This window comes from Bacillus paralicheniformis, assembly GCF_002993925.1.
GTDB lineage: Bacteria > Bacillota > Bacilli > Bacillales > Bacillaceae > Bacillus > Bacillus paralicheniformis.
On sequence record NZ_CP023665.1, the window covers coordinates 3,953,704 to 3,971,559 of the forward strand.

General features: G+C 46.4%; 21 protein-coding genes. All 21 read right to left on the reverse strand.

The genetic code is table 11. The features are described from left to right. Window positions 1-34: 34 nt before the first annotated feature. Window positions 35-1,051, reverse strand: coding sequence for a stage II sporulation protein D (gene spoIID / locus CP943_RS20210; protein WP_023857085.1), 1,017 nt, complete (start codon window positions 1,049-1,051; stop codon window positions 35-37). 196 nt (window positions 1,052-1,247) lie between these two features. Beyond that, a complete protein-coding gene (gene murA / locus CP943_RS20215) occupies window positions 1,248-2,558 on the reverse strand; it encodes a UDP-N-acetylglucosamine 1-carboxyvinyltransferase (RefSeq protein ID WP_020453252.1) in 1,311 nt (436 codons plus the stop codon). Window positions 2,559-2,590: 32 nt separating this feature from the next. Beyond that, window positions 2,591-3,334: a YwmB family TATA-box binding protein gene (locus tag CP943_RS20220; protein ID WP_020453253.1), complete on the reverse strand. Its 744-nt coding sequence runs from the start codon at window positions 3,332-3,334 to the stop codon at window positions 2,591-2,593. Window positions 3,335-3,470: 136 nt separating this feature from the next. Further along, on the reverse strand, window positions 3,471-3,704 hold the full coding sequence (locus CP943_RS20225; RefSeq protein ID WP_003186001.1) for a DUF1146 family protein: 234 nt from the start codon (window positions 3,702-3,704) through the stop codon (window positions 3,471-3,473). Between the two features lie 382 nt (window positions 3,705-4,086). After that, on the reverse strand, window positions 4,087-4,482 hold the full coding sequence (locus CP943_RS20230; protein WP_020453254.1) for a F0F1 ATP synthase subunit epsilon: 396 nt from the start codon (window positions 4,480-4,482) through the stop codon (window positions 4,087-4,089). 23 nt (window positions 4,483-4,505) lie between these two features. After that, on the reverse strand, window positions 4,506-5,927 hold the full coding sequence (gene atpD, locus CP943_RS20235) for a F0F1 ATP synthase subunit beta (protein ID WP_020453255.1): 1,422 nt from the start codon (window positions 5,925-5,927) through the stop codon (window positions 4,506-4,508). A 25-nt stretch (window positions 5,928-5,952) separates the two neighbouring features. Further along, entirely contained in the window at window positions 5,953-6,807 is an 855-nt protein-coding gene (gene atpG / locus CP943_RS20240) for an ATP synthase F1 subunit gamma (protein ID WP_020453256.1), read from the reverse strand. An 88-nt stretch (window positions 6,808-6,895) separates the two neighbouring features. After that, on the reverse strand, window positions 6,896-8,404 hold the full coding sequence (gene atpA, locus CP943_RS20245) for a F0F1 ATP synthase subunit alpha (RefSeq protein WP_020453257.1): 1,509 nt from the start codon (window positions 8,402-8,404) through the stop codon (window positions 6,896-6,898). 7 nt (window positions 8,405-8,411) lie between these two features. Next, window positions 8,412-8,966 (reverse strand): F0F1 ATP synthase subunit delta, encoded by a 555-nt coding sequence (locus CP943_RS20250; RefSeq protein WP_020453258.1) that lies wholly within the window; start codon window positions 8,964-8,966, stop codon window positions 8,412-8,414. After that, on the reverse strand, window positions 8,963-9,481 hold the full coding sequence (gene atpF, locus CP943_RS20255) for a F0F1 ATP synthase subunit B (RefSeq protein WP_020453259.1): 519 nt from the start codon (window positions 9,479-9,481) through the stop codon (window positions 8,963-8,965). The genes CP943_RS20250 and atpF overlap by 4 nt, the downstream gene beginning before the upstream one ends. A gap of 174 nt (window positions 9,482-9,655) precedes the next feature. Further along, on the reverse strand, window positions 9,656-9,868 hold the full coding sequence (atpE, locus tag CP943_RS20260; protein WP_020453260.1) for a F0F1 ATP synthase subunit C: 213 nt from the start codon (window positions 9,866-9,868) through the stop codon (window positions 9,656-9,658). A 49-nt stretch (window positions 9,869-9,917) separates the two neighbouring features. After that, the gene (gene atpB, locus CP943_RS20265; protein ID WP_025810648.1) at window positions 9,918-10,589 is read right to left on the reverse strand and encodes a F0F1 ATP synthase subunit A; all 672 of its coding nucleotides are present in this window, start codon (window positions 10,587-10,589) and stop codon (window positions 9,918-9,920) included. 67 nt (window positions 10,590-10,656) lie between these two features. Continuing rightward, on the reverse strand, window positions 10,657-11,040 hold the full coding sequence (locus CP943_RS20270; protein WP_020453262.1) for an ATP synthase subunit I: 384 nt from the start codon (window positions 11,038-11,040) through the stop codon (window positions 10,657-10,659). A gap of 400 nt (window positions 11,041-11,440) precedes the next feature. Continuing rightward, on the reverse strand, window positions 11,441-12,070 hold the full coding sequence (gene upp / locus CP943_RS20280) for a uracil phosphoribosyltransferase (RefSeq protein WP_020453263.1): 630 nt from the start codon (window positions 12,068-12,070) through the stop codon (window positions 11,441-11,443). Between the two features lie 127 nt (window positions 12,071-12,197). After that, window positions 12,198-13,445, reverse strand: a complete 1,248-nt coding sequence (glyA, locus tag CP943_RS20285) for a serine hydroxymethyltransferase (protein ID WP_025810647.1) — start codon at window positions 13,443-13,445, stop codon at window positions 12,198-12,200. A 227-nt stretch (window positions 13,446-13,672) separates the two neighbouring features. Then, window positions 13,673-14,215: a TIGR01440 family protein gene (locus CP943_RS20290; RefSeq protein ID WP_020453265.1), complete on the reverse strand. Its 543-nt coding sequence runs from the start codon at window positions 14,213-14,215 to the stop codon at window positions 13,673-13,675. A gap of 15 nt (window positions 14,216-14,230) precedes the next feature. Beyond that, window positions 14,231-14,680, reverse strand: a complete 450-nt coding sequence (gene rpiB, locus CP943_RS20295) for a ribose 5-phosphate isomerase B (RefSeq protein ID WP_020453266.1) — start codon at window positions 14,678-14,680, stop codon at window positions 14,231-14,233. A gap of 137 nt (window positions 14,681-14,817) precedes the next feature. After that, window positions 14,818-15,273, reverse strand: a complete 456-nt coding sequence (locus tag CP943_RS20300) for a low molecular weight protein arginine phosphatase (RefSeq protein ID WP_023857079.1) — start codon at window positions 15,271-15,273, stop codon at window positions 14,818-14,820. Window positions 15,274-15,423: 150 nt separating this feature from the next. Next, window positions 15,424-15,984 carry a manganese efflux pump MntP gene (locus tag CP943_RS20305; RefSeq protein WP_023857078.1) on the reverse strand — a complete coding sequence of 187 codons (561 nt, stop codon included), beginning with the start codon at window positions 15,982-15,984 and terminating at the stop codon, window positions 15,424-15,426. Between the two features lie 74 nt (window positions 15,985-16,058). After that, on the reverse strand, window positions 16,059-17,102 hold the full coding sequence (locus tag CP943_RS20310; RefSeq protein ID WP_023857077.1) for an L-threonylcarbamoyladenylate synthase: 1,044 nt from the start codon (window positions 17,100-17,102) through the stop codon (window positions 16,059-16,061). Window positions 17,103-17,259: 157 nt separating this feature from the next. After that, on the reverse strand, window positions 17,260-17,703 hold the full coding sequence (locus tag CP943_RS20315; protein ID WP_023857076.1) for a GNAT family N-acetyltransferase: 444 nt from the start codon (window positions 17,701-17,703) through the stop codon (window positions 17,260-17,262). Between the last annotated feature and the right edge of the window lie 153 nt (window positions 17,704-17,856).

Sequence of the window (17,856 nt, forward strand, 5' to 3'; positions counted from 1 at the left end):
AAAAGACGCCGCCAATGAGGCAGACGTCTCTTTATTATTTTTTCGCCATGTATTTATTTAAAAATTCATCAGCATTGGATACGGCTGTTCCTTTGTAATAATACTTGACGATGGCTTCCGCTTTCTTGCCGTCTTTCGCCATATAATGTGCGCCGTATTGGCTCATTCCTACTCCATGTCCAAAACCCCTCGTCGTGACGGTAATCTGATTCCCGTCGCGTTTCCAATCAAAGTCTGCCGATTTGAGGCCGAGCTTTTCACGAATATCTCTTCCCTCAAGCTTCTTTCCATTAATGACAGCAGTCGCTACGCGTTTTCCCGGCGTTCTTTCAGTGATCTTCCCAATGCTGTTTGAGCTGGGCAGCTTCACGCCGAGCTTTTGTTCAAATTCAGTGACAGTAAACGTTTTGTGGTTCAGGAATTTCGGCGACTTTGTATCCCAGGAGCTTTTCACGCTTTGCAGGTACGGAATATCACTTGTCCAATAAGCCCCCGCATTCTCGGTGTACCCGTTGCTCGTCGAGAAAAACGAAGCGTCAATTGGCTTATGATCATAGGTTAAAATTTTGCCTTGCGTACTGGCGACAGCTTCGGTCACTTTTTTGATTTTCCAATCGTAATCTTTCTTCCACAGCCTGCGGAGCTCTTCTTTGTTTTTATACACCTGGAACATCTGCGTATCATCGACGAGCGAGCCCTTCGGCGATCGGACAGCCTGCTCTGATACCATTTGCCTCACAATATATGTGCGGGCCGCGAGCGCTTGTGCTTTCAAAGCTTCGATATCGAAATCAGCCGGCATTTCCGAAGCAACGACACCAATGACATACTCTTCAAGCGGAATGTCTTCAACTTTCCGGTCAGCCGTTCTGTAGACCGGAATTGAAACGGGAGACTCTTTTAAGGTGACTTTCTTTTTTTCCTCGTGTTGCTGAGCGTGCTTTTCTGTTTTGATTGCCCCCGGTCCCCCGTGAAAAGGGAGGACAAGCAGTGTTGGTATGAGTAAAATCAGCATGCAGATTCCTGCTAGTACAATAAATAGCTGTTTCAAATCAGTGCCCCCATTTCTGTTTTGTCTCTTTCATTTTATGGGCGGGGACAAGCTAATATGACTGTACTTTTCAACTGCGGCTGCGTATTTTAAAAGCCATTCTTGTGCATAATGATAGATATGGGAGGCATACTGATATAGAATACTTGAAACATAAAAATCAGTATGCCGGATGACATACTGATTTCACGTTGATTTATGCGTTTAAATCGGATACAACTTCTTTATTTTCAATATGAACCGCTTCTTCATCGTTAACGCGCTCAATATCAGCACCGATACCGGCAAGTTTTTGGTGGAAGTTGACATATCCCCGGTCTAAATGTTTTAATTCGGTTACGCGCGTATGACCGTCAGCGACAAGGCCAGCAAGGATAAGAGCTGCGCCGGCGCGAAGATCCGTTGCGGCCACCTCAGCACCTTGAAGCTGCACAGGACCATTAATAATGACAGAACGGCCTTCGATTTTAATATCTCCGTTCATACGGCGGAATTCTTCCGCATGCATGAAGCGGTTCTCAAAGACGGTTTCTGTGATCATGCTGGTTCCATTTGCGCGCATCAAAAGAGCCATCATCTGAGACTGCATATCAGTCGGGAAACCTGGATGTGGCATTGTTTTTAAATCAATAGGCTTCAATTCAGAAGGACCGATGATCCGAAGACCGTCTCCTTCTTCCATGATTTGAACGCCCATTTCTTCCATTTTCGCAATTAAAGATGTTAAGTGCTCAGGAACCGCTCCCTTTACCAGTACGTTCCCTTCGGTAATCGCAGCGGCAACCATGAACGTACCCGCCTCGATCCGGTCAGGAATAATGGTATGTTTTGCACCATGAAGCGCCTTAACGCCTTCAATTTTAATGGTGCCTGTACCGGCACCCCGAATTTTACCGCCCATTGCATTGATATAGTTAGCCAGATCAACGATTTCAGGCTCTTTAGCAGCATTTTCGAGCGTTGTCGTGCCCTCAGCCAAAGCTGCAGCCATAATCAGGTTTTCAGTTGCTCCGACACTAGGAAAATCAAGATAAATTTTTGCGCCTTGAAGGCGGCCTTCTACAGTCGCTTCAATAAAGCCGTTTCCGACTTTAATTTTTGCACCCATTGCCTCAAAGCCTTTCAGATGCTGATCGATCGGTCTTGAACCGATTGCACATCCTCCAGGCAAAGCCACTCTCGAGTGACCTGTGCGAGCAAGAAGCGGACCCATCACCAATACAGATGCGCGCATTTTACGAACATATTCAAACGGAGCTTCCGTAGACAAAGTGCGAGATGCATCAACCGTTACTGTATTATTTTCAAAATGTACACTTGCGCCTAAATGACGTAACACTTCGTTAATCGTATATACATCGGAGAGCGTAGGCACATCACATATTACGCTTTTTTCTTCACTGGCTAATAAAGATGCAGCGATAACTGGTAAAACGGCATTTTTTGCTCCTTCAACTTTGACTGTGCCGTTTAACTTTCGACCGCCGCGGACGATGATTTTTTCCAAGGTATTCCCCTCCGCGTCCCAATTTCTCTATATTAATATTCAGTCGTGACGATTGGTGTGCCAACCGTGACGGTAAGTTTTTCGCCCATTCCCGCATTTCTAAGCGAGACTTGCAGATTCATACGGTGTTTTTCTGTCTTGATGGATTCTTTCCACTCGTTAGTGTAAGCAGAAATAGAAACGAAATTTGGTTCGATTAAATCTTCAACTGACTTTGCATCAAATTCATGTACTAGTTCATTTGCTTTTTTTTGCAAAACAACATTCATCATACCATTTAAATGGCCCTTTAGACAAGTAAAAATTGCGGTCTTTTCTCGCATTATGTCGAATGCATCCCGTTCAAACTGCTTATATGTAGTATTCCAGTTTTCCCGTGGTCCCGCGCCTTTTTGCTCATACAATAAATACGAAACAAGTCTCTGGTTTTTGTGGGTGGATACCAAATGTATTTTGGAATTGATGTGATTTTTTTTGTCCTGAAAAACACCTGTTGCTTTAACTGTATCATCGTCTTCCCGCGTTATAGTCCATTGATATTGTCGATGCTGTTTCTTGAAATGTTTCAGTTTTGCAAAAAAATCTTTTTCACTTAGGGTAAGCTGCTTTTTTGTGTGCAGGGTCCATTCTTCAAGCTCGACATCATGGCGGCTCAAACCTTCCGCCAGCTGTTCCAGCGGCGTATTGCCCGCTGCTTCAAGCGATTGAAAGACATGAACAATTAAAAATAAAACCACAATAAAAATGAGGGCATTAACCGTTTGTTTTGTCTTCATTCCGCATCATCCTCTCCTACTCTCCATTGTTGACGGATCGTAGGAAAAGCATACGTGGAAAAACAAGGTCCCCCGGTGATTTTGCGGAATGCGGCGTTACCCACATTTGTCCATTCCCAAAAATTCTTTTACTCAATCATGAAAATAAATTTTGAAGCTGTCTGGAATAATAAAGATAGTCCAGGAAAAAATTGCTGACGGTGGAGCCGACGGCGATTGTAATGATGATCATTAACACCCTCGCCTGAATGACTTTTCCTTTCCTGATAAGCGGATCAATATTGACCGCCAGAAGAGCCCACCAAGTCAATGCAATAAAAAAAAGATGAACGATGATACTGACAGCAGCCTGTTGTCCGATCTCTTCCATTATTGATGACGCCTCCTTACGTTCCAGCCGGTTTGGTGGCTCCGGCCTGCCTAGTCTCTTCTGCTGTGGGATAAAGGAATAATGCCGGTCATTTCAAGTCATTTTAACAGTTTTGATGTTTCATGTTAAGACGTTCATGGATAGAACTTTTTCCCATAGATGGAGTGATCCTCTGTTGCCTGAGGCCAATGTTGAGGAGTTTGCTTGAATGTCTTACATCCTCTTTCTGGCGGAAGAGAACATAGCTTACTATTTTGTATTATAGATAGATTCAAACTAAAAAGGCGAACAATTTGTGAACTTTTTTCAACATTTTCAATTCTGTTTAATCATGAATATAAAAGAACCCTTCCCATCCTTAATATGGGAAGGATCCTCATCTTTATCTCGCAACATCCAACCGGTTAATCGCGCGTTTTAAAGCAAGCTCTGCCCGAATAATGTCAACATCTGGCGTATGCTTTTGCAAACGTTCCTCGGCACGCCGTTTTGCGGCCAAGGCGCGTTCTTTGTCAATTTGTTCAGATGTTTCCGCCGTCTGGGCCAGAATGGTGACATGGTCAGGGCGGACTTCAACTATGCCCCCGCTGACGGCAACCAGCTCAGTTTGACCGTCTTTTTTCAGACGGACTGCAGCAATTTTTAGCGGAGCAACCGTCGGAATATGGCCGGGTAAAATACCAAGCTCACCGCTCTCTGCTCGAACGCTTACCATTTCTATATCCGCATCGTATACTGGGCCGTCGGGAGTAACGATATTGACTTTTAAGGTCTTCATGCTTTTACCCTCCTAGGACCAGATTATACTTCTACACCCATTTCTTTCGCTTTTTCGACAACTTCTTCGATTCGGCCGACAAGACGGAAAGCGTCCTCTGGAAGGTGATCATACTTACCTTCAAGGATTTCTTTAAAGCCTTTTACCGTTTCTTTGACAGGAACGTAAGAACCTTTTTGTCCTGTAAACTGTTCAGCTACGTGGAAGTTTTGCGATAGGAAGAACTGTACGCGGCGCGCACGGCTGACGACAAGCTTATCATCGTCAGAAAGCTCATCCATACCGAGAATCGCAATGATATCCTGAAGCTCTTTATAGCGCTGCAGGATTTGCTGTACTTGGCGGGCCACTTGATAGTGCTCTTCTCCGACGATTTCTGGCGCAAGTGCACGAGAAGTTGAAGCCAGAGGGTCAACCGCAGGGTAAATACCCATTTCAGACAGCTTACGCTCAAGGTTTGTTGTCGCATCCAAGTGAGCGAACGTTGTTGCCGGTGCCGGGTCAGTATAGTCATCGGCAGGAACGTAGATCGCCTGAATCGATGTAACGGAACCGACATTTGTAGAAGTGATCCGTTCCTGAAGCTGACCCATTTCAGTTGCAAGCGTCGGCTGATAACCAACCGCAGACGGCATGCGTCCAAGAAGTGCAGATACTTCAGATCCGGCTTGAGTGAATCGGAAGATGTTATCGATAAAGAACAATACGTCCTGGCCTTCTTTATCACGGAAATGCTCTGCCATTGTAAGTCCTGTCAAGGCAACGCGCATCCGCGCACCAGGCGGCTCGTTCATCTGACCGAAGACCATTGCCGTTTTGCCGATAACGCCGGAATCTTTCATTTCATAGTAAAGGTCGTTTCCTTCACGCGTACGCTCGCCGACACCCGCGAATACAGAGATACCGCCGTGCTCTTGAGCGATGTTGTTGATTAGCTCCTGAATCAAGACGGTTTTTCCAACTCCCGCTCCTCCGAAAAGACCGATTTTTCCGCCTTTAATATATGGAGCGAGCAAGTCGACGACTTTAATACCCGTCTCTAGGATTTCAACCTCGGTTGATAGCTGATCAAATGTTGGAGCTTCTCTGTGAATCGGATCTTTGGCAGCATCAGCCGGAAGCGGCTCATCCAAATCGATGTTTTCCCCGAGTACATTAAATACGCGGCCGAGTGTCACGTTTCCGACCGGAACGGAGATCGGCTCTCCCAGGTCGATGGCTTCCATTCCGCGTGTAACACCGTCAGTTGAAGCCATTGCAATCGTCCGAACTGAATCATCACCCAAGTGAAGCGCTACTTCAAGGGTAAGTTCGATATCTACTTCATTCTCGTTCTGCGCTTTATGTGTAACTTTAATCGCATTATATATTTCAGGCAAGTGACCGTCTTCAAAACGAACGTCTACGACCGGTCCCAATACCTGGCTAACGCGTCCTTTTTTCATCTCTATCCCTCCTGACAAGCTTTTTCTATTCTAAGGCAGCTGCACCGCCGACAATTTCCGTAATCTCCTGCGTAATCGCCGCCTGACGAGCACGGTTGTAAGACAGTTCGAGGTCAGCGATAAGCTCTTTCGCATTGTCCGTTGCGTTTTTCATCGCTGTCATCCGCGCAGCATGTTCACTCGCTTTACTGTCCAGAATCGCGCCGAAAATCAAGCTCTCAGCGTACTGAGGCAGAAGCACTTCCAAAATTTCTTCTTCGTCCGGTTCAAATTCATAGGAAGTTCTTTTTTTGTTTGGCGCGATATCTGATAATGGCAGCAGCTTTTTCTCCGTCACCTCTTGAGAAATCGCGCTGACAAAGTGGTTGTAGAACAAGTAAAGTTCATCAAATGTCTCATCGATAAACATTTGTATCGTACTGTTCGCCAAATCCTTAATTTCTGGAAAGGAAACTTCGTCCCTGATGCCGGTCATTTCGGAAATAACCGGGATGCCGCGTTTTTTGAAGAACTCGCGTCCCATTTTTCCGATCGCGATGACCGCATATTCGTCTTTTGACTGATGGCGCTCCTGGATTTTCTGGTACGCTTTGCGGAGAACGTTAGCGTTAAAAGCACCGGCAAGTCCGCGGTCAGATGTGATGACCAGATAGCCGGTCCGCTTCACGGGACGGCTCGACATCATCGGATGCGTTCCGGTGTATCCAAGCGCAATATCAGCAACGACTTCCTGCATTTTCTCCATGTATGGAACGAACGATTTCGCTTTACTCTCAGCGCGGTTCAGCTTTGAGGCAGAAACCATTTGCTGAGCTTTGGTGATTTGACTCGTTTTTTTATTTGAAGTAATTCTGGATTTAATATCCCGTAATGAGGCCAAAAGGTTTCACCACCTTTTTGTTTTCAAATTCACTCCGAATTTACGTGAAAAAGAGAGAAAAAGAAGATCTTTTTCTCACTTCAAATGTTTAGTTGCTAGGTGCAAACGTACGTTTAAAGCCTTCGATCGCAGCCTTCATGTCCTCGTCGGCCGGAAGGTTTCCTGTCTGAGCAATTGAATCAAGGAGATCTTTATGGTTTTGATCAAGGTACATAAAGAACTCTTCTTCAAAGCGTCTGATGTCCTCTACAGGCACATCATCAAGGAATCCGCGGGTCAGGGCATAAAGAATGGCAACCTGCTTTTCGACGCGGAGCGGCTGGTTCAGATCCTGTTTCAGAACTTCCACTGTACGGGCTCCACGGTTCAGCTTGGCCTGCGTCGCTTTATCAAGGTCAGATCCGAACTGTGCAAATGACTCAAGCTCGCGATAAGATGCCAAGTCAAGACGAAGCGTACCGGCTACTTTCTTCATCGCTTTGATTTGCGCAGATCCGCCGACACGGGATACCGATAATCCAGGGTTGACGGCAGGGCGCACGCCTGAGAAGAACAAATCAGACTGCAGGAAGATCTGTCCGTCTGTGATTGAGATGACGTTTGTCGGAATATAGGCTGAAATGTCGCCAGCCTGCGTTTCAACAAACGGCAATGCTGTTAAAGATCCTCCGCCTTTAGCGTCGCTCAGTTTCGCAGCGCGCTCAAGCAAGCGGGAGTGCAGGTAGAATACATCTCCAGGGAATGCTTCACGGCCTGGAGGACGACGCAGAAGCAAGGAAAGTTCACGATAAGCCGTCGCTTGTTTTGAAAGGTCGTCATACACAACCAGCACGTGTTTTCCGTTGTACATGAATTCTTCACCCATCGTAACACCCGCATACGGCGCTAGATACAATAGCGGTGCAGGCTGTGAAGCGGAAGCTGTGACAACGATGGTATAGTCAAGAGCGCCTTTTTTGCGCAGCGTTTCAACGACACCGCGAACAGTCGATTCTTTCTGACCGATCGCAACATAGATACAAATCATGTCCTGATCTCTTTGGTTCAAGATCGTGTCAATCGCAATCGATGTTTTACCCGTCTGACGGTCACCGATGATCAGCTCACGCTGACCGCGGCCGATAGGAATCAGCGCATCGATCGGTTTAATTCCCGTTTGAAGCGGTTCATGAACGGATTTACGATCCATAACACCAGGTGCCGGGCTTTCGATCGGACGGGTTTTGCTTGTGAGAACCGGGCCCATTCCGTCTACAGGCTGACCGAGCGGATTGACAACGCGGCCGAGCAGCTCTTCACCGACGGGAACTTCCATGATCCGTCCGGTTCTTTTGACTTCGTCACCTTCACGGATGTCTTTGTAAGGTCCCAAAATAACGATACCTACGTTTGATTCTTCAAGGTTCTGAGCTAAGCCCAGCACACCGTTTGAAAATTCGACAAGCTCACCTGCCATACAGTTATCAAGGCCGTGCACGCGTGCGATACCGTCACCGACCTGAATTACCGTACCTACGTCGTGAACTTCTATTTCAGACTGATAATTTTCAATTTGCTGTTTAATAAGAGTGCTAATTTCTTCAGCTTTGATGCTCACTTAGGTTTCACCCCTTCTTTCGATTTTCGCCTGCTAATTGACGTTCTATCCGGTCAAGCTTTCCTCTTACACTGCCGTCATAAATACGGTTCCCGATGCGGATTTTTACTCCGCCGATCAGATCCGGATTCACTTCGTTTCTGACGCGCAGTGAAGCGGCGCCTGCTTCTTTTGCAAACACTTGAGAAAAAGAGGAAATTTCCTCTTCACTGAGCGGTTTTACAGAGTATACGATCGCGTCTTCCGTCCCGCGGAACCGGTTCGCCATTTTAACATAATCGTCCGCGAGATCCGGGACGATTGACGTGCGGCTGCGGTCAACGAGAAGATAAAGCGTATGTAAGACTGCAGTCGAAACAGATCCGAACGAGTCTTTTAAAATCTGCTTTTTCTTTTCAGCGGGCACTTTAGGATGACTCAGAACGGCATTGAGGTCTTTATGATCAATAAATATCTTCTTAACGACGGTCAGCTCTTCTTCTATTTCATTGACCTTCTTGGATTCAAGGGCAATGTCAAACAAAGCGGCTGCGTAGCGTTTGGAGACAGCTGATTGGCTCATCGGCTTTCTCCCACTTCTTTAAGATAGTCTTGGATCAATTTTTCCTGGGCTTGTTCGTCAAGCTCTTTTTCGATCACTTTCGAAGCGATCATCACAGACAGTGATGCAACCTGCTCACGCAGCGCGCTGACAGCCTGGTCTCTTTCTTTGACGATCTCGCTTCTGGCTGATTCTTTCATGCGTTCTGCTTCCTGGCGCGCAGCCTTGATGATTTCATCCTTTTGCTGTTCTCCCAGTTTTTTCGCGTTTTCAATCAGAGAATGGGATTCTTCACGCGCTTCTTTCAAAAGCGCCTGCTGCTCTTCAATGAGCTTCTTCGCTTCTTCATTCTTTTTCTCGGCAGAGGAAATCTCTCCGGTAATGTAGTCTTCACGCTCTTTCATTATATTTAATAGCGGCCCTAAAGCGTATTTCTTCAAGAGCGCTAACAAAATCAGCATGGCAACAAGCTGGAACAGCATAGTTCCGGCATTAAACCCTACTCCTGCACCCATAACCTGTGGTAAAAAAGACATCGAATACGGCAACTCCCTTCTTGCAGATTATCTCTCCGAGGCCATCGAAAAAATGTTCTCCCTCTTTTTTCAAGAGGTTGTTTCTTCCGGCCGTTATGACAGTTCAAGCAACCATAAAGCAATGGCGAAGGCCTCTTGCAGTGATCTTCGCCATTTTACTAGTTATATAAGTTTTTAGCCGAAGAATGCTAAGAACGCGATAACAACAGCGATAATCGGAAGGGCCTCAACCAATGCTACCCCGATGAACATAAGCGTTCTTAATTCTTTACCAGCCTCAGGCTGACGTGCGATTCCTTCTACTGTACGTGATACGATAAGTCCGTTACCAATACCTGCACCAAGTGCACCTAATCCAATTGCGATTGCAGCTGCTATTAAATTCATGAAAAAGTTCCTCCTTTAAATTGTTATCCTTTTCGGATATGTCTTGTTTTTAGTGTTCATGACTTACTTTGTGAGACATGTAAACCATTGTTAACATCGTGAAGATGAATGCCTGGATTGTACCTACGAACAAGCTGAACGCCTGCCATAAGATCATCGGCACAACCGCTCCAATGGTTCCAACCAGCCCCATGAAAATGCTTTGAGAATAGAAGTTGGTTGCCATTCCGGCAAGAAGGCCGAGCAGAATTTCGCCGGCGAAAATATTACCGTAAAGACGCAATCCCAATGTTAATGTATTCGCAAATTCTTCAATAATTTTGAGCGGCACTAAATACGGAATTGGTCTGAAGAAATCTTTGGTATACTCCCCCAACCCTTTTCTTTTCACTCCGTAGTAATGAGTGAGGCCTACTACCATGACGGCGAGGGTTAAAGTAACCGCCGGATCGGCTGTCGGGGATTTCCACCATAATTCATGGCCTACTGTAATGGAAAACGGAAGGCCGAGCATGTTGGCAACAAATATGTACATCAGCAGGGTTATGCCAAGGGCGAGAAAGTCTCTGCCGACTTTAAGATCCATTGTGCTGCCGATAATATTGCGAACAAAGTCGACAATCCACTCCATAAAGTTCTGGGCTTTCGTCGGCCGGATCGCAAGTGTTCTTGTGGTCAGCACCGCTATCAGAAAGACGATGATGCTTGTCACAGTAATCATTAAGATACTTGATACATCAAAGTTAAGGCCTAAAAAGTTAACAACTCTTGATTCGTGCAAAGGGTCTTCACCTCTCTTCCATTGATGAACGTTTTAGCTGGATAAAGGAATCTATCATAATGACAGGATAAATTGTCATCAACCCCACAATGACGCCTGCCAAATGAATATATTCAGGGTATTTATAAGCAATGGCCGCCGCGATAATGGCGTTGCACAATCTGGAGGCAGTCCCGAGAGAACGGATCATTTTGCCTTTTGCCACTGCTTTATCGAAGGCCTGCATCCTTTTGGTCAGCAGCCAGAGATTGAAATAGCTGAAAACAGTGCCGGTAATCAGGCCTAAAAAAATCGCCTGAAATGGCAGAAATCCATAGCCTAACACGCAGACTGCTAAAATATATAGGACATATTTTTGTTGCCTACGGAATGAAAGACTCGCATCGGTCATCAAATACGCTCCTGATGTGAAAATTTTAAATCTATCTTACGATTACGGTAAACTAGGCGGTCTGACCATTTTACAGAACGTAGTGTTCTGTTCAAGACTTCACACACTCCGAAAATTCTCGGGCCGGTGATCTGTCTGTCGCCTGCAAATATGGGGTTTTCAAAGGATTTTAACAGAGGACTGGTCATTATGATAACCGCTATGAAAACCTTATCATAATAGCCTATTTTAGCATACAATAGCCCCCCTGAGGTGTCAATCTGTTTAAAGTTAAAAAACTATTCATAATCACAGCGTCTCTCACAAAATGTTCACAAATTCGCCCCATTTAAGACGCACACATGTTTAATTATGGTATAAAACACAAAAAAAGAAAACCCTTTTTCAGGATTTTCTTACATTATTTCGTTCCGAACATGCGGTCTCCGGCGTCGCCCAATCCGGGAACGATATATCCTTTTTCATTTAGTTTCTCATCCAAAGCGGCAATGTAAATGTCAACATCAGGATGATGCTTCTGAACTTCGTCTACACCTTCCGGAGCAGCGATCAGACACATAAAACGGATATTTTTTGCGCCGCGTTTCTTCAAGCTGTTCAGTGCCTCTACCGCCGAACCTCCGGTAGCCAGCATCGGATCGACGACGATGAATTCGCGTTCTTCAACATCGGATGGAAGCTTGACATAATATTCAACAGGCTTCAATGTTTCAGGATCACGGTAAAGCCCGACATGTCCGACTTTTGCAGCGGGAATCAGCTTCAAAATTCCGTCTACCATTCCCAGTCCCGCTCTTAGAATCGGAACAACCCCGAGTTTTTTTCCGGCGATGACGTTTGACTTTGCCATTTGCACAGGAGTTTCTACATTCACTTCCTCCAGCGGCAGGTCCCGCGTAATCTCAAATGCCATCAGCGTTGCAACCTCATCAACAAGCTCTCTGAATTCTTTTGTTCCGGTCTCTACATCCCGGATGTATGTAAGCTTATGCTGTATAAGAGGGTGGTCAAACACATATACCTTTCCCATATCCGTTTTCAGCTCCTTTTTTTCACACACTTCTATTGATTCTACATAAAAAAACAGCTTGTTTCAACAAAAATCAGGAGACAATTTTATGAAAAAAGCCGCCCCTTTTGGGAGCGGCACAAATATCTTAGTAATCAAGCCCGGTATATAACGGGTATTTGCTTGTCAGCGCTTCTACGCGCTGTTTTGCTTCTTCCAGCTTCGCTTCGTCTTCATGGTTTTTAAGGGCAAGCGCGATGATCGCTCCCACTTCTTCGATCGCTTCCAGATCAAAGCCGCGGCTTGTCACGGCTGCTGTACCTACGCGGATTCCGCTCGTTACGAAAGGTTTTTCAGGATCATAAGGAATCGCGTTTTTGTTGACGGTGATGCCGACTTCATCAAGAACATTTTCAGCCACTTTTCCGGTCATGCCGAGAGAGCGCAGGTCGACCAGCACAAGATGGTTATCCGTTCCGCCTGATACGAGCTCGATGCCCTCTTTTTTCAATGTTTCAGCCAAGTGCTTCGCATTATTGATGACATTTTGGGCGTATGTTTTGAATTCGTCTTTTAAAGCTTCGCCAAAGGAAACAGCCTTTGCAGCGATCACGTGCATTAACGGTCCGCCTTGAATTCCAGGGAAGATCGACTTGTCGATTTGCTTTGCAAACTCTTCACGGCAAAGAATCATGCCGCCGCGCGGTCCGCGAAGCGTTTTATGAGTTGTCGTCGTCACAAAGTCAGAGTAAGGAACAGGATTCGGGTGAAGACCTGCTGCTACAAGTCCGGCGATATGCGCCATGTCTACCATCACATAGGCTCCGACTTCATCAGCGATTTCGCGGAACTTTTTAAAATCGATGGTGCGCGGATACGCGCTTGCCCCGGCCACGATCAGCTTAGGCTTATGTTTAAGCGCTTTTTCACGTACATCTTCGTAGTCAATATACTGCGTCTCTTTATCAACACCGTATTCAACGAAATTGTACTGAACACCGCTGAAGTTGACAGGGCTGCCGTGCGTTAAATGTCCGCCGTGAGCAAGGTTCATTCCCAATACGGTGTCACCGTGCTCTAAAATCGTGAAGTATACCGCCATGTTCGCTTGTGCGCCGGAATGCGGCTGAACGTTGACGTGCTCGGCGCCGAAAATCTGCTTGGCGCGGTCGCGCGCGATATCCTCTGCGACATCTACATGCTCACATCCGCCGTAGTAGCGTTTACCAGGATATCCTTCCGCATATTTATTTGTTAAAACCGAGCCTTGAGCTTCCATAACCGCTTCGCTTACAAAGTTTTCAGAAGCGATCAGCTCAATCTTCGACTGTTGACGTTTCCGCTCATCTTGAATGGCGCTAAAAACTTGTTCATCTTGCGCAGGTAAATGTTTCATCAGCGAGATCCTCTCCTATCTGTTTCCATTTCGTTAATTATACCATCTCATTGTACACGGTTTTTCATGCAAATGTAAGAGATTATTTTTAAAAATCGTTTTTTATTATTGGAAAAACCGAATATTAAACGAATAGACAAATCATATAGTTCGACATATCATTTGTTCAAAAAATTATTTTAATAAAGAAAAAAAGCCTGTCCGGCTCTTCCCCCCCGCTTCTTCCGCTACTCCGCTTCATAGACGGCGCGAACGCCTCCAATCAGCTTCGGCCTTGTCCGCGCAAGCGTCACATGCGCTTCACCCAGCTGTTTTTGAGAGACGCGGACAGGAACGGCCACAGGCTTTAAATGCATCCCTATAAACGTGTCGCCGATGTCGATCCCCGCATCGGCCTCTATTTGTTCAACAAGGACAGGAGCCTTCATATGTTGATAGGCATATGAAGCCATGGAACCCCCCGCTTTCGGAACAGGAACAGCAAAAACAACGGGAAGACGGTATGCTTTCGCCGTTTCTTCCTCGACAACCAACGCCCTGTTTAAATGCTCGCAGCATTGAAAAGCAAGGGCGACTCCTGTTTGATCCCTGAGCTCTTCTAAGCCTTTGTAGACCGCTTCAGCGATTTGTCCGCTTCCCGAAGTGCCGATTCGCCTTCCGGCCACCTCGCTTGTGCTGCATCCGATGACGACGATGTGGCCGTCGCGTAAATTTGCCTGCTGATGAAATTCATCTAATATAGAACGCCATGTTTGTTCGAGATTCTTCATGATTGACGACACCCTTTATTCATGCTTGTCTTCATAATCGGCGATTTTTCCGATGCGGACAGCGTGCCGCCCGGCTGAAAACTCAGTCGTAAGCCAAACCTTTGCAATCTCTCTCGCTAAACCAGGGCCGATCACCCGTTCACCCATCGCAAGAACATTCGTGTCATTGTGCTCTCTTGTCATTTTCGCGCTGAAAACGTCGTGGACAAGGGCGCAGCGGATGCCTTTTACTTTATTGGCGGAAATGCTCATGCCGATTCCTGTTCCGCATATTAAAATGCCTCTGTCAGCTTCCCCGTCCGCCACTTTTTGCGCGACCGGAAACGCATAATCCGGGTAGTCCACAGATCCTGAACCGCATTCGCAGCCGTAATCTTCGTATTCGATGTTCAATTCATCCATCAATGCCATAATTTCTTTTCTGATATTGATTCCGCCGTGATCTGAAGCAATGATTACTTTCATTGGAATGACTCCTCCTCGTTTGATGTGCCGCCAAAAGTCTCGTGCAGACCGTTAAGCAGTATACAGCCGCTATATATTTCTGATTGATCATGTCTATTGTACCCGCTGCCGCTCGATTTGCAAACGCTCCTTAGCTTCTATTCCCGAGATTTTCCCGCCAGCATTTCTGCCAATTTTTTCAGCAGCTGCTCCAGCTCATCTCTCGTTTTTTGATAGTCGCTGAGAGATCCGCCGAACGGGTCAATGATGTCCCCGCTTTCTCCTTTGACATACTCTTTCAGCGTATAGATTTTATCTCGGCTCTTTGAAAATTCATGTACTGCCACCTGTTTGTGCTGCTCCGTCATCGTCAACACGAGATCCGCCCATTCAACCTTCTCCTCGGAAAGCTGTGAAGATGTATGATTCAGAGCGATGTTTTTTTCAAAAAGCGCTTCGACTGCATATAAAGAAGCTTTTCCGTTTTCAGGAGCAAACAACCCGGCAGATTTGACGGAGACATCCAGTTTTTTTTCGGCAGCCGCAGATTTAAAAAGCGCTTCCGCCATCGGGCTGCGGCACGTATTTCCAGTACAGACAAATAGTATGTTCAATCCTGTTCACTCCTTTGTTCATATTATAAAGGATTCAGCCGGAAAATAATAAAATCCGCTCCAGAAATCAAAAAAGAGAGGATCTCTCCCCTCTTTTTCTAAGTTTCATTATGTTATGCAAAGTGGGAAAAAGATTTTCTCCTCTTTCAATTAAATGGGCAGCAAAAGCTTCAGGCCGAAGCTCAGTAGGATGGCTCCTCCGAGCGCTTCGCTGTAAGCTCCAAGCCACGTTTGAACCTTTTTTCCAAGCAGCAGACCCGCCCAAGTTAACACCATGCTGAACAAACCGAACAAAAAGATCGTTAATAGCGGTTTCGTCCCGTAGAGGCCGAGGCTGAGACCGACTGAAAAGCTGTCGAGGCTGACGCCGACGGCAAAAATGAATAAGCCGAAGCCGTGCGGAGAGATGATCTGCTCCCCGCTTTTATTAAAAGATGCGGCAATCATCTGAATGCCCAGCACCAATAAAAGCGCTCCTCCAAGATACCCCGCAAGCGCACCAAGCGCGCCCGAAAGAAACTGTCCCGCAATCATACCGCCAAGCGGCATGATGACATGGAACAATCCAATAATGACGCCGATTTGAAAGATTTGGTTCCTTTTCAGCTTGGCCATTCCCATTCCAAGACCGACTGAAAAGGCATCCATGCCGAGTGCAAAAGCCATGATCGAGAGCGTCAGGATTTCGCCTATTAACACATCAACATTCATGCAATTCCCCCTTGGACACGCCAGCTTTTCTAGCTTATGCACGTCCAAAGGCGGATAGAACAACCCTGCTTAGGCTACGCTTCGATTACGCGATGGCCTGCCGCTTTCAAGAGCCGGTTCATAATCGCCCGGCCCACCCCTTCCTCAGGGAAAGACTCAGCAAAAATAAAATCGAGCTGTTCTTCGTCAAAGCTGCGGAGAATGTCATACAAACCGGCGGCAACCGTTTCAAGACGGTCTCTTCTGCCGCAGATGCGGACGGCATCCGCCTGATAGGCACCGGCCCGTTCCTCTGTCGTAAGGACGCCGACTTTCATGCCGTCTTTCTGATATTGGCCGATCAGCCGTTGAATATCTTCAACGCTTCCGTTCACAATGGCAAGCGGGGCTTCCGGTGCATAATGCGTATATTTCATCCCGGGAGACATCGGCGCCTTTTTTTCGTCGGTGAGGCCCTGGTCAATCAAGACAGAGCCGGCCGCTTCTTCGAGCTGCTCTTTTGTGACGCCGCCCGGCCTCAAAATGACCGGAATTTCCCCGGTGCATGAAACAACTGTTGATTCAACCCCTACTCCTGTAGGACCGCCGTCAACGATACCTGCAATCCTTCCATTTAAATCGTGAACGACATGCTCGGCTTTCGTCGGACTCGGTTTCCCGGACAGATTGGCGCTCGGGGCGGCCACCGGAACGCCGGCCTGTCTAATCAGCTCAAGGGCAACAGGATGATCAGGCATTCTGACCGCGACCGTATCGAGCCCCGCCGTCACCTTTGTGGATAACACCCCGGGTCTGCAAGGCAGCACAAGGGTCAGCGGTCCGGGCCAAAAACGCTTCATCAGCATTTCGGCCTGAGGCGAATCAACCTCTGCAAATTCTCCGAGCTGTTCAATTTCAGCGATGTGGACAATGAGCGGATTGTCGCTCGGACGCCCTTTCGCTTCGTATATTTTAGCTACTGCTTCGCTGTGTTTGGCGTTTGCACCAAGACCGTAAACCGTCTCTGTCGGAAAAGCAACCGTTTCATTTTGCTTGAGCAGTCTTGCCGCTTGTGCAATTTGTGGACAGTTTGTGGACAAATCACGTTTTACATCCACAGTCCATACTTTTGTTTTCATTAACATCAAAACTCCCTTAACAAAACACTAAAAACGTTAATCATTCATGTAAATCCTGTTGAAAGTATAAAAGATGAAGAAAAAGAAAACAAGCGTTGTCCACATTTTGTGGATAACGCTTTTGAATCCGTGGATATCTCTGTGTATAAGTTAACGGCTAATTAGACGTTTTCTCCATCAAAACGGCTCCGTTTACGCTCAACGAGTCTGAAACATGCTCTGATCCATCAAGCTCTTCCGGAATTGCCGCAGCTTGTTTAAAACCGAGCACTTCAAGGAAATCCATCGATGTTCGTTTATTGGCAACTAAATACAGGGTTTGGATTCCCCGCTTTTCACACAATACCTGCATGCTTTGAAACAGGGAAACGATGTGGCCCTGGCTGAGCTTGTCAGACACGACAAGCGAGCGCAGCAGCCCTTTTTTGTTTTCAAATTCCTCCATTCCGAGGCAGGCGACGATTTCATCGGGAGGGTCTTCCATCATGATAAACTGGCTCTTCGCTTCCTCAATGCCTTTATGGCTTGTCCCCGCCTTTTTTAAAAACGCTTCGATCGCATTCATGTCTTTCATTTCCGCTAACCTCAATTGGTAGAACATCTTTTCACCCCGTTTTTTAACTTCTCTATCCAATCTATGAGGGCGACAGTAAAATATACCTTTTGATTTGGAAGAAAGCCGGCAATTCATTTTTCAATTTTGATTAGCAGGAACTAATGCTTTGAATGAGTATGCAAATGAACTCTGTACTGG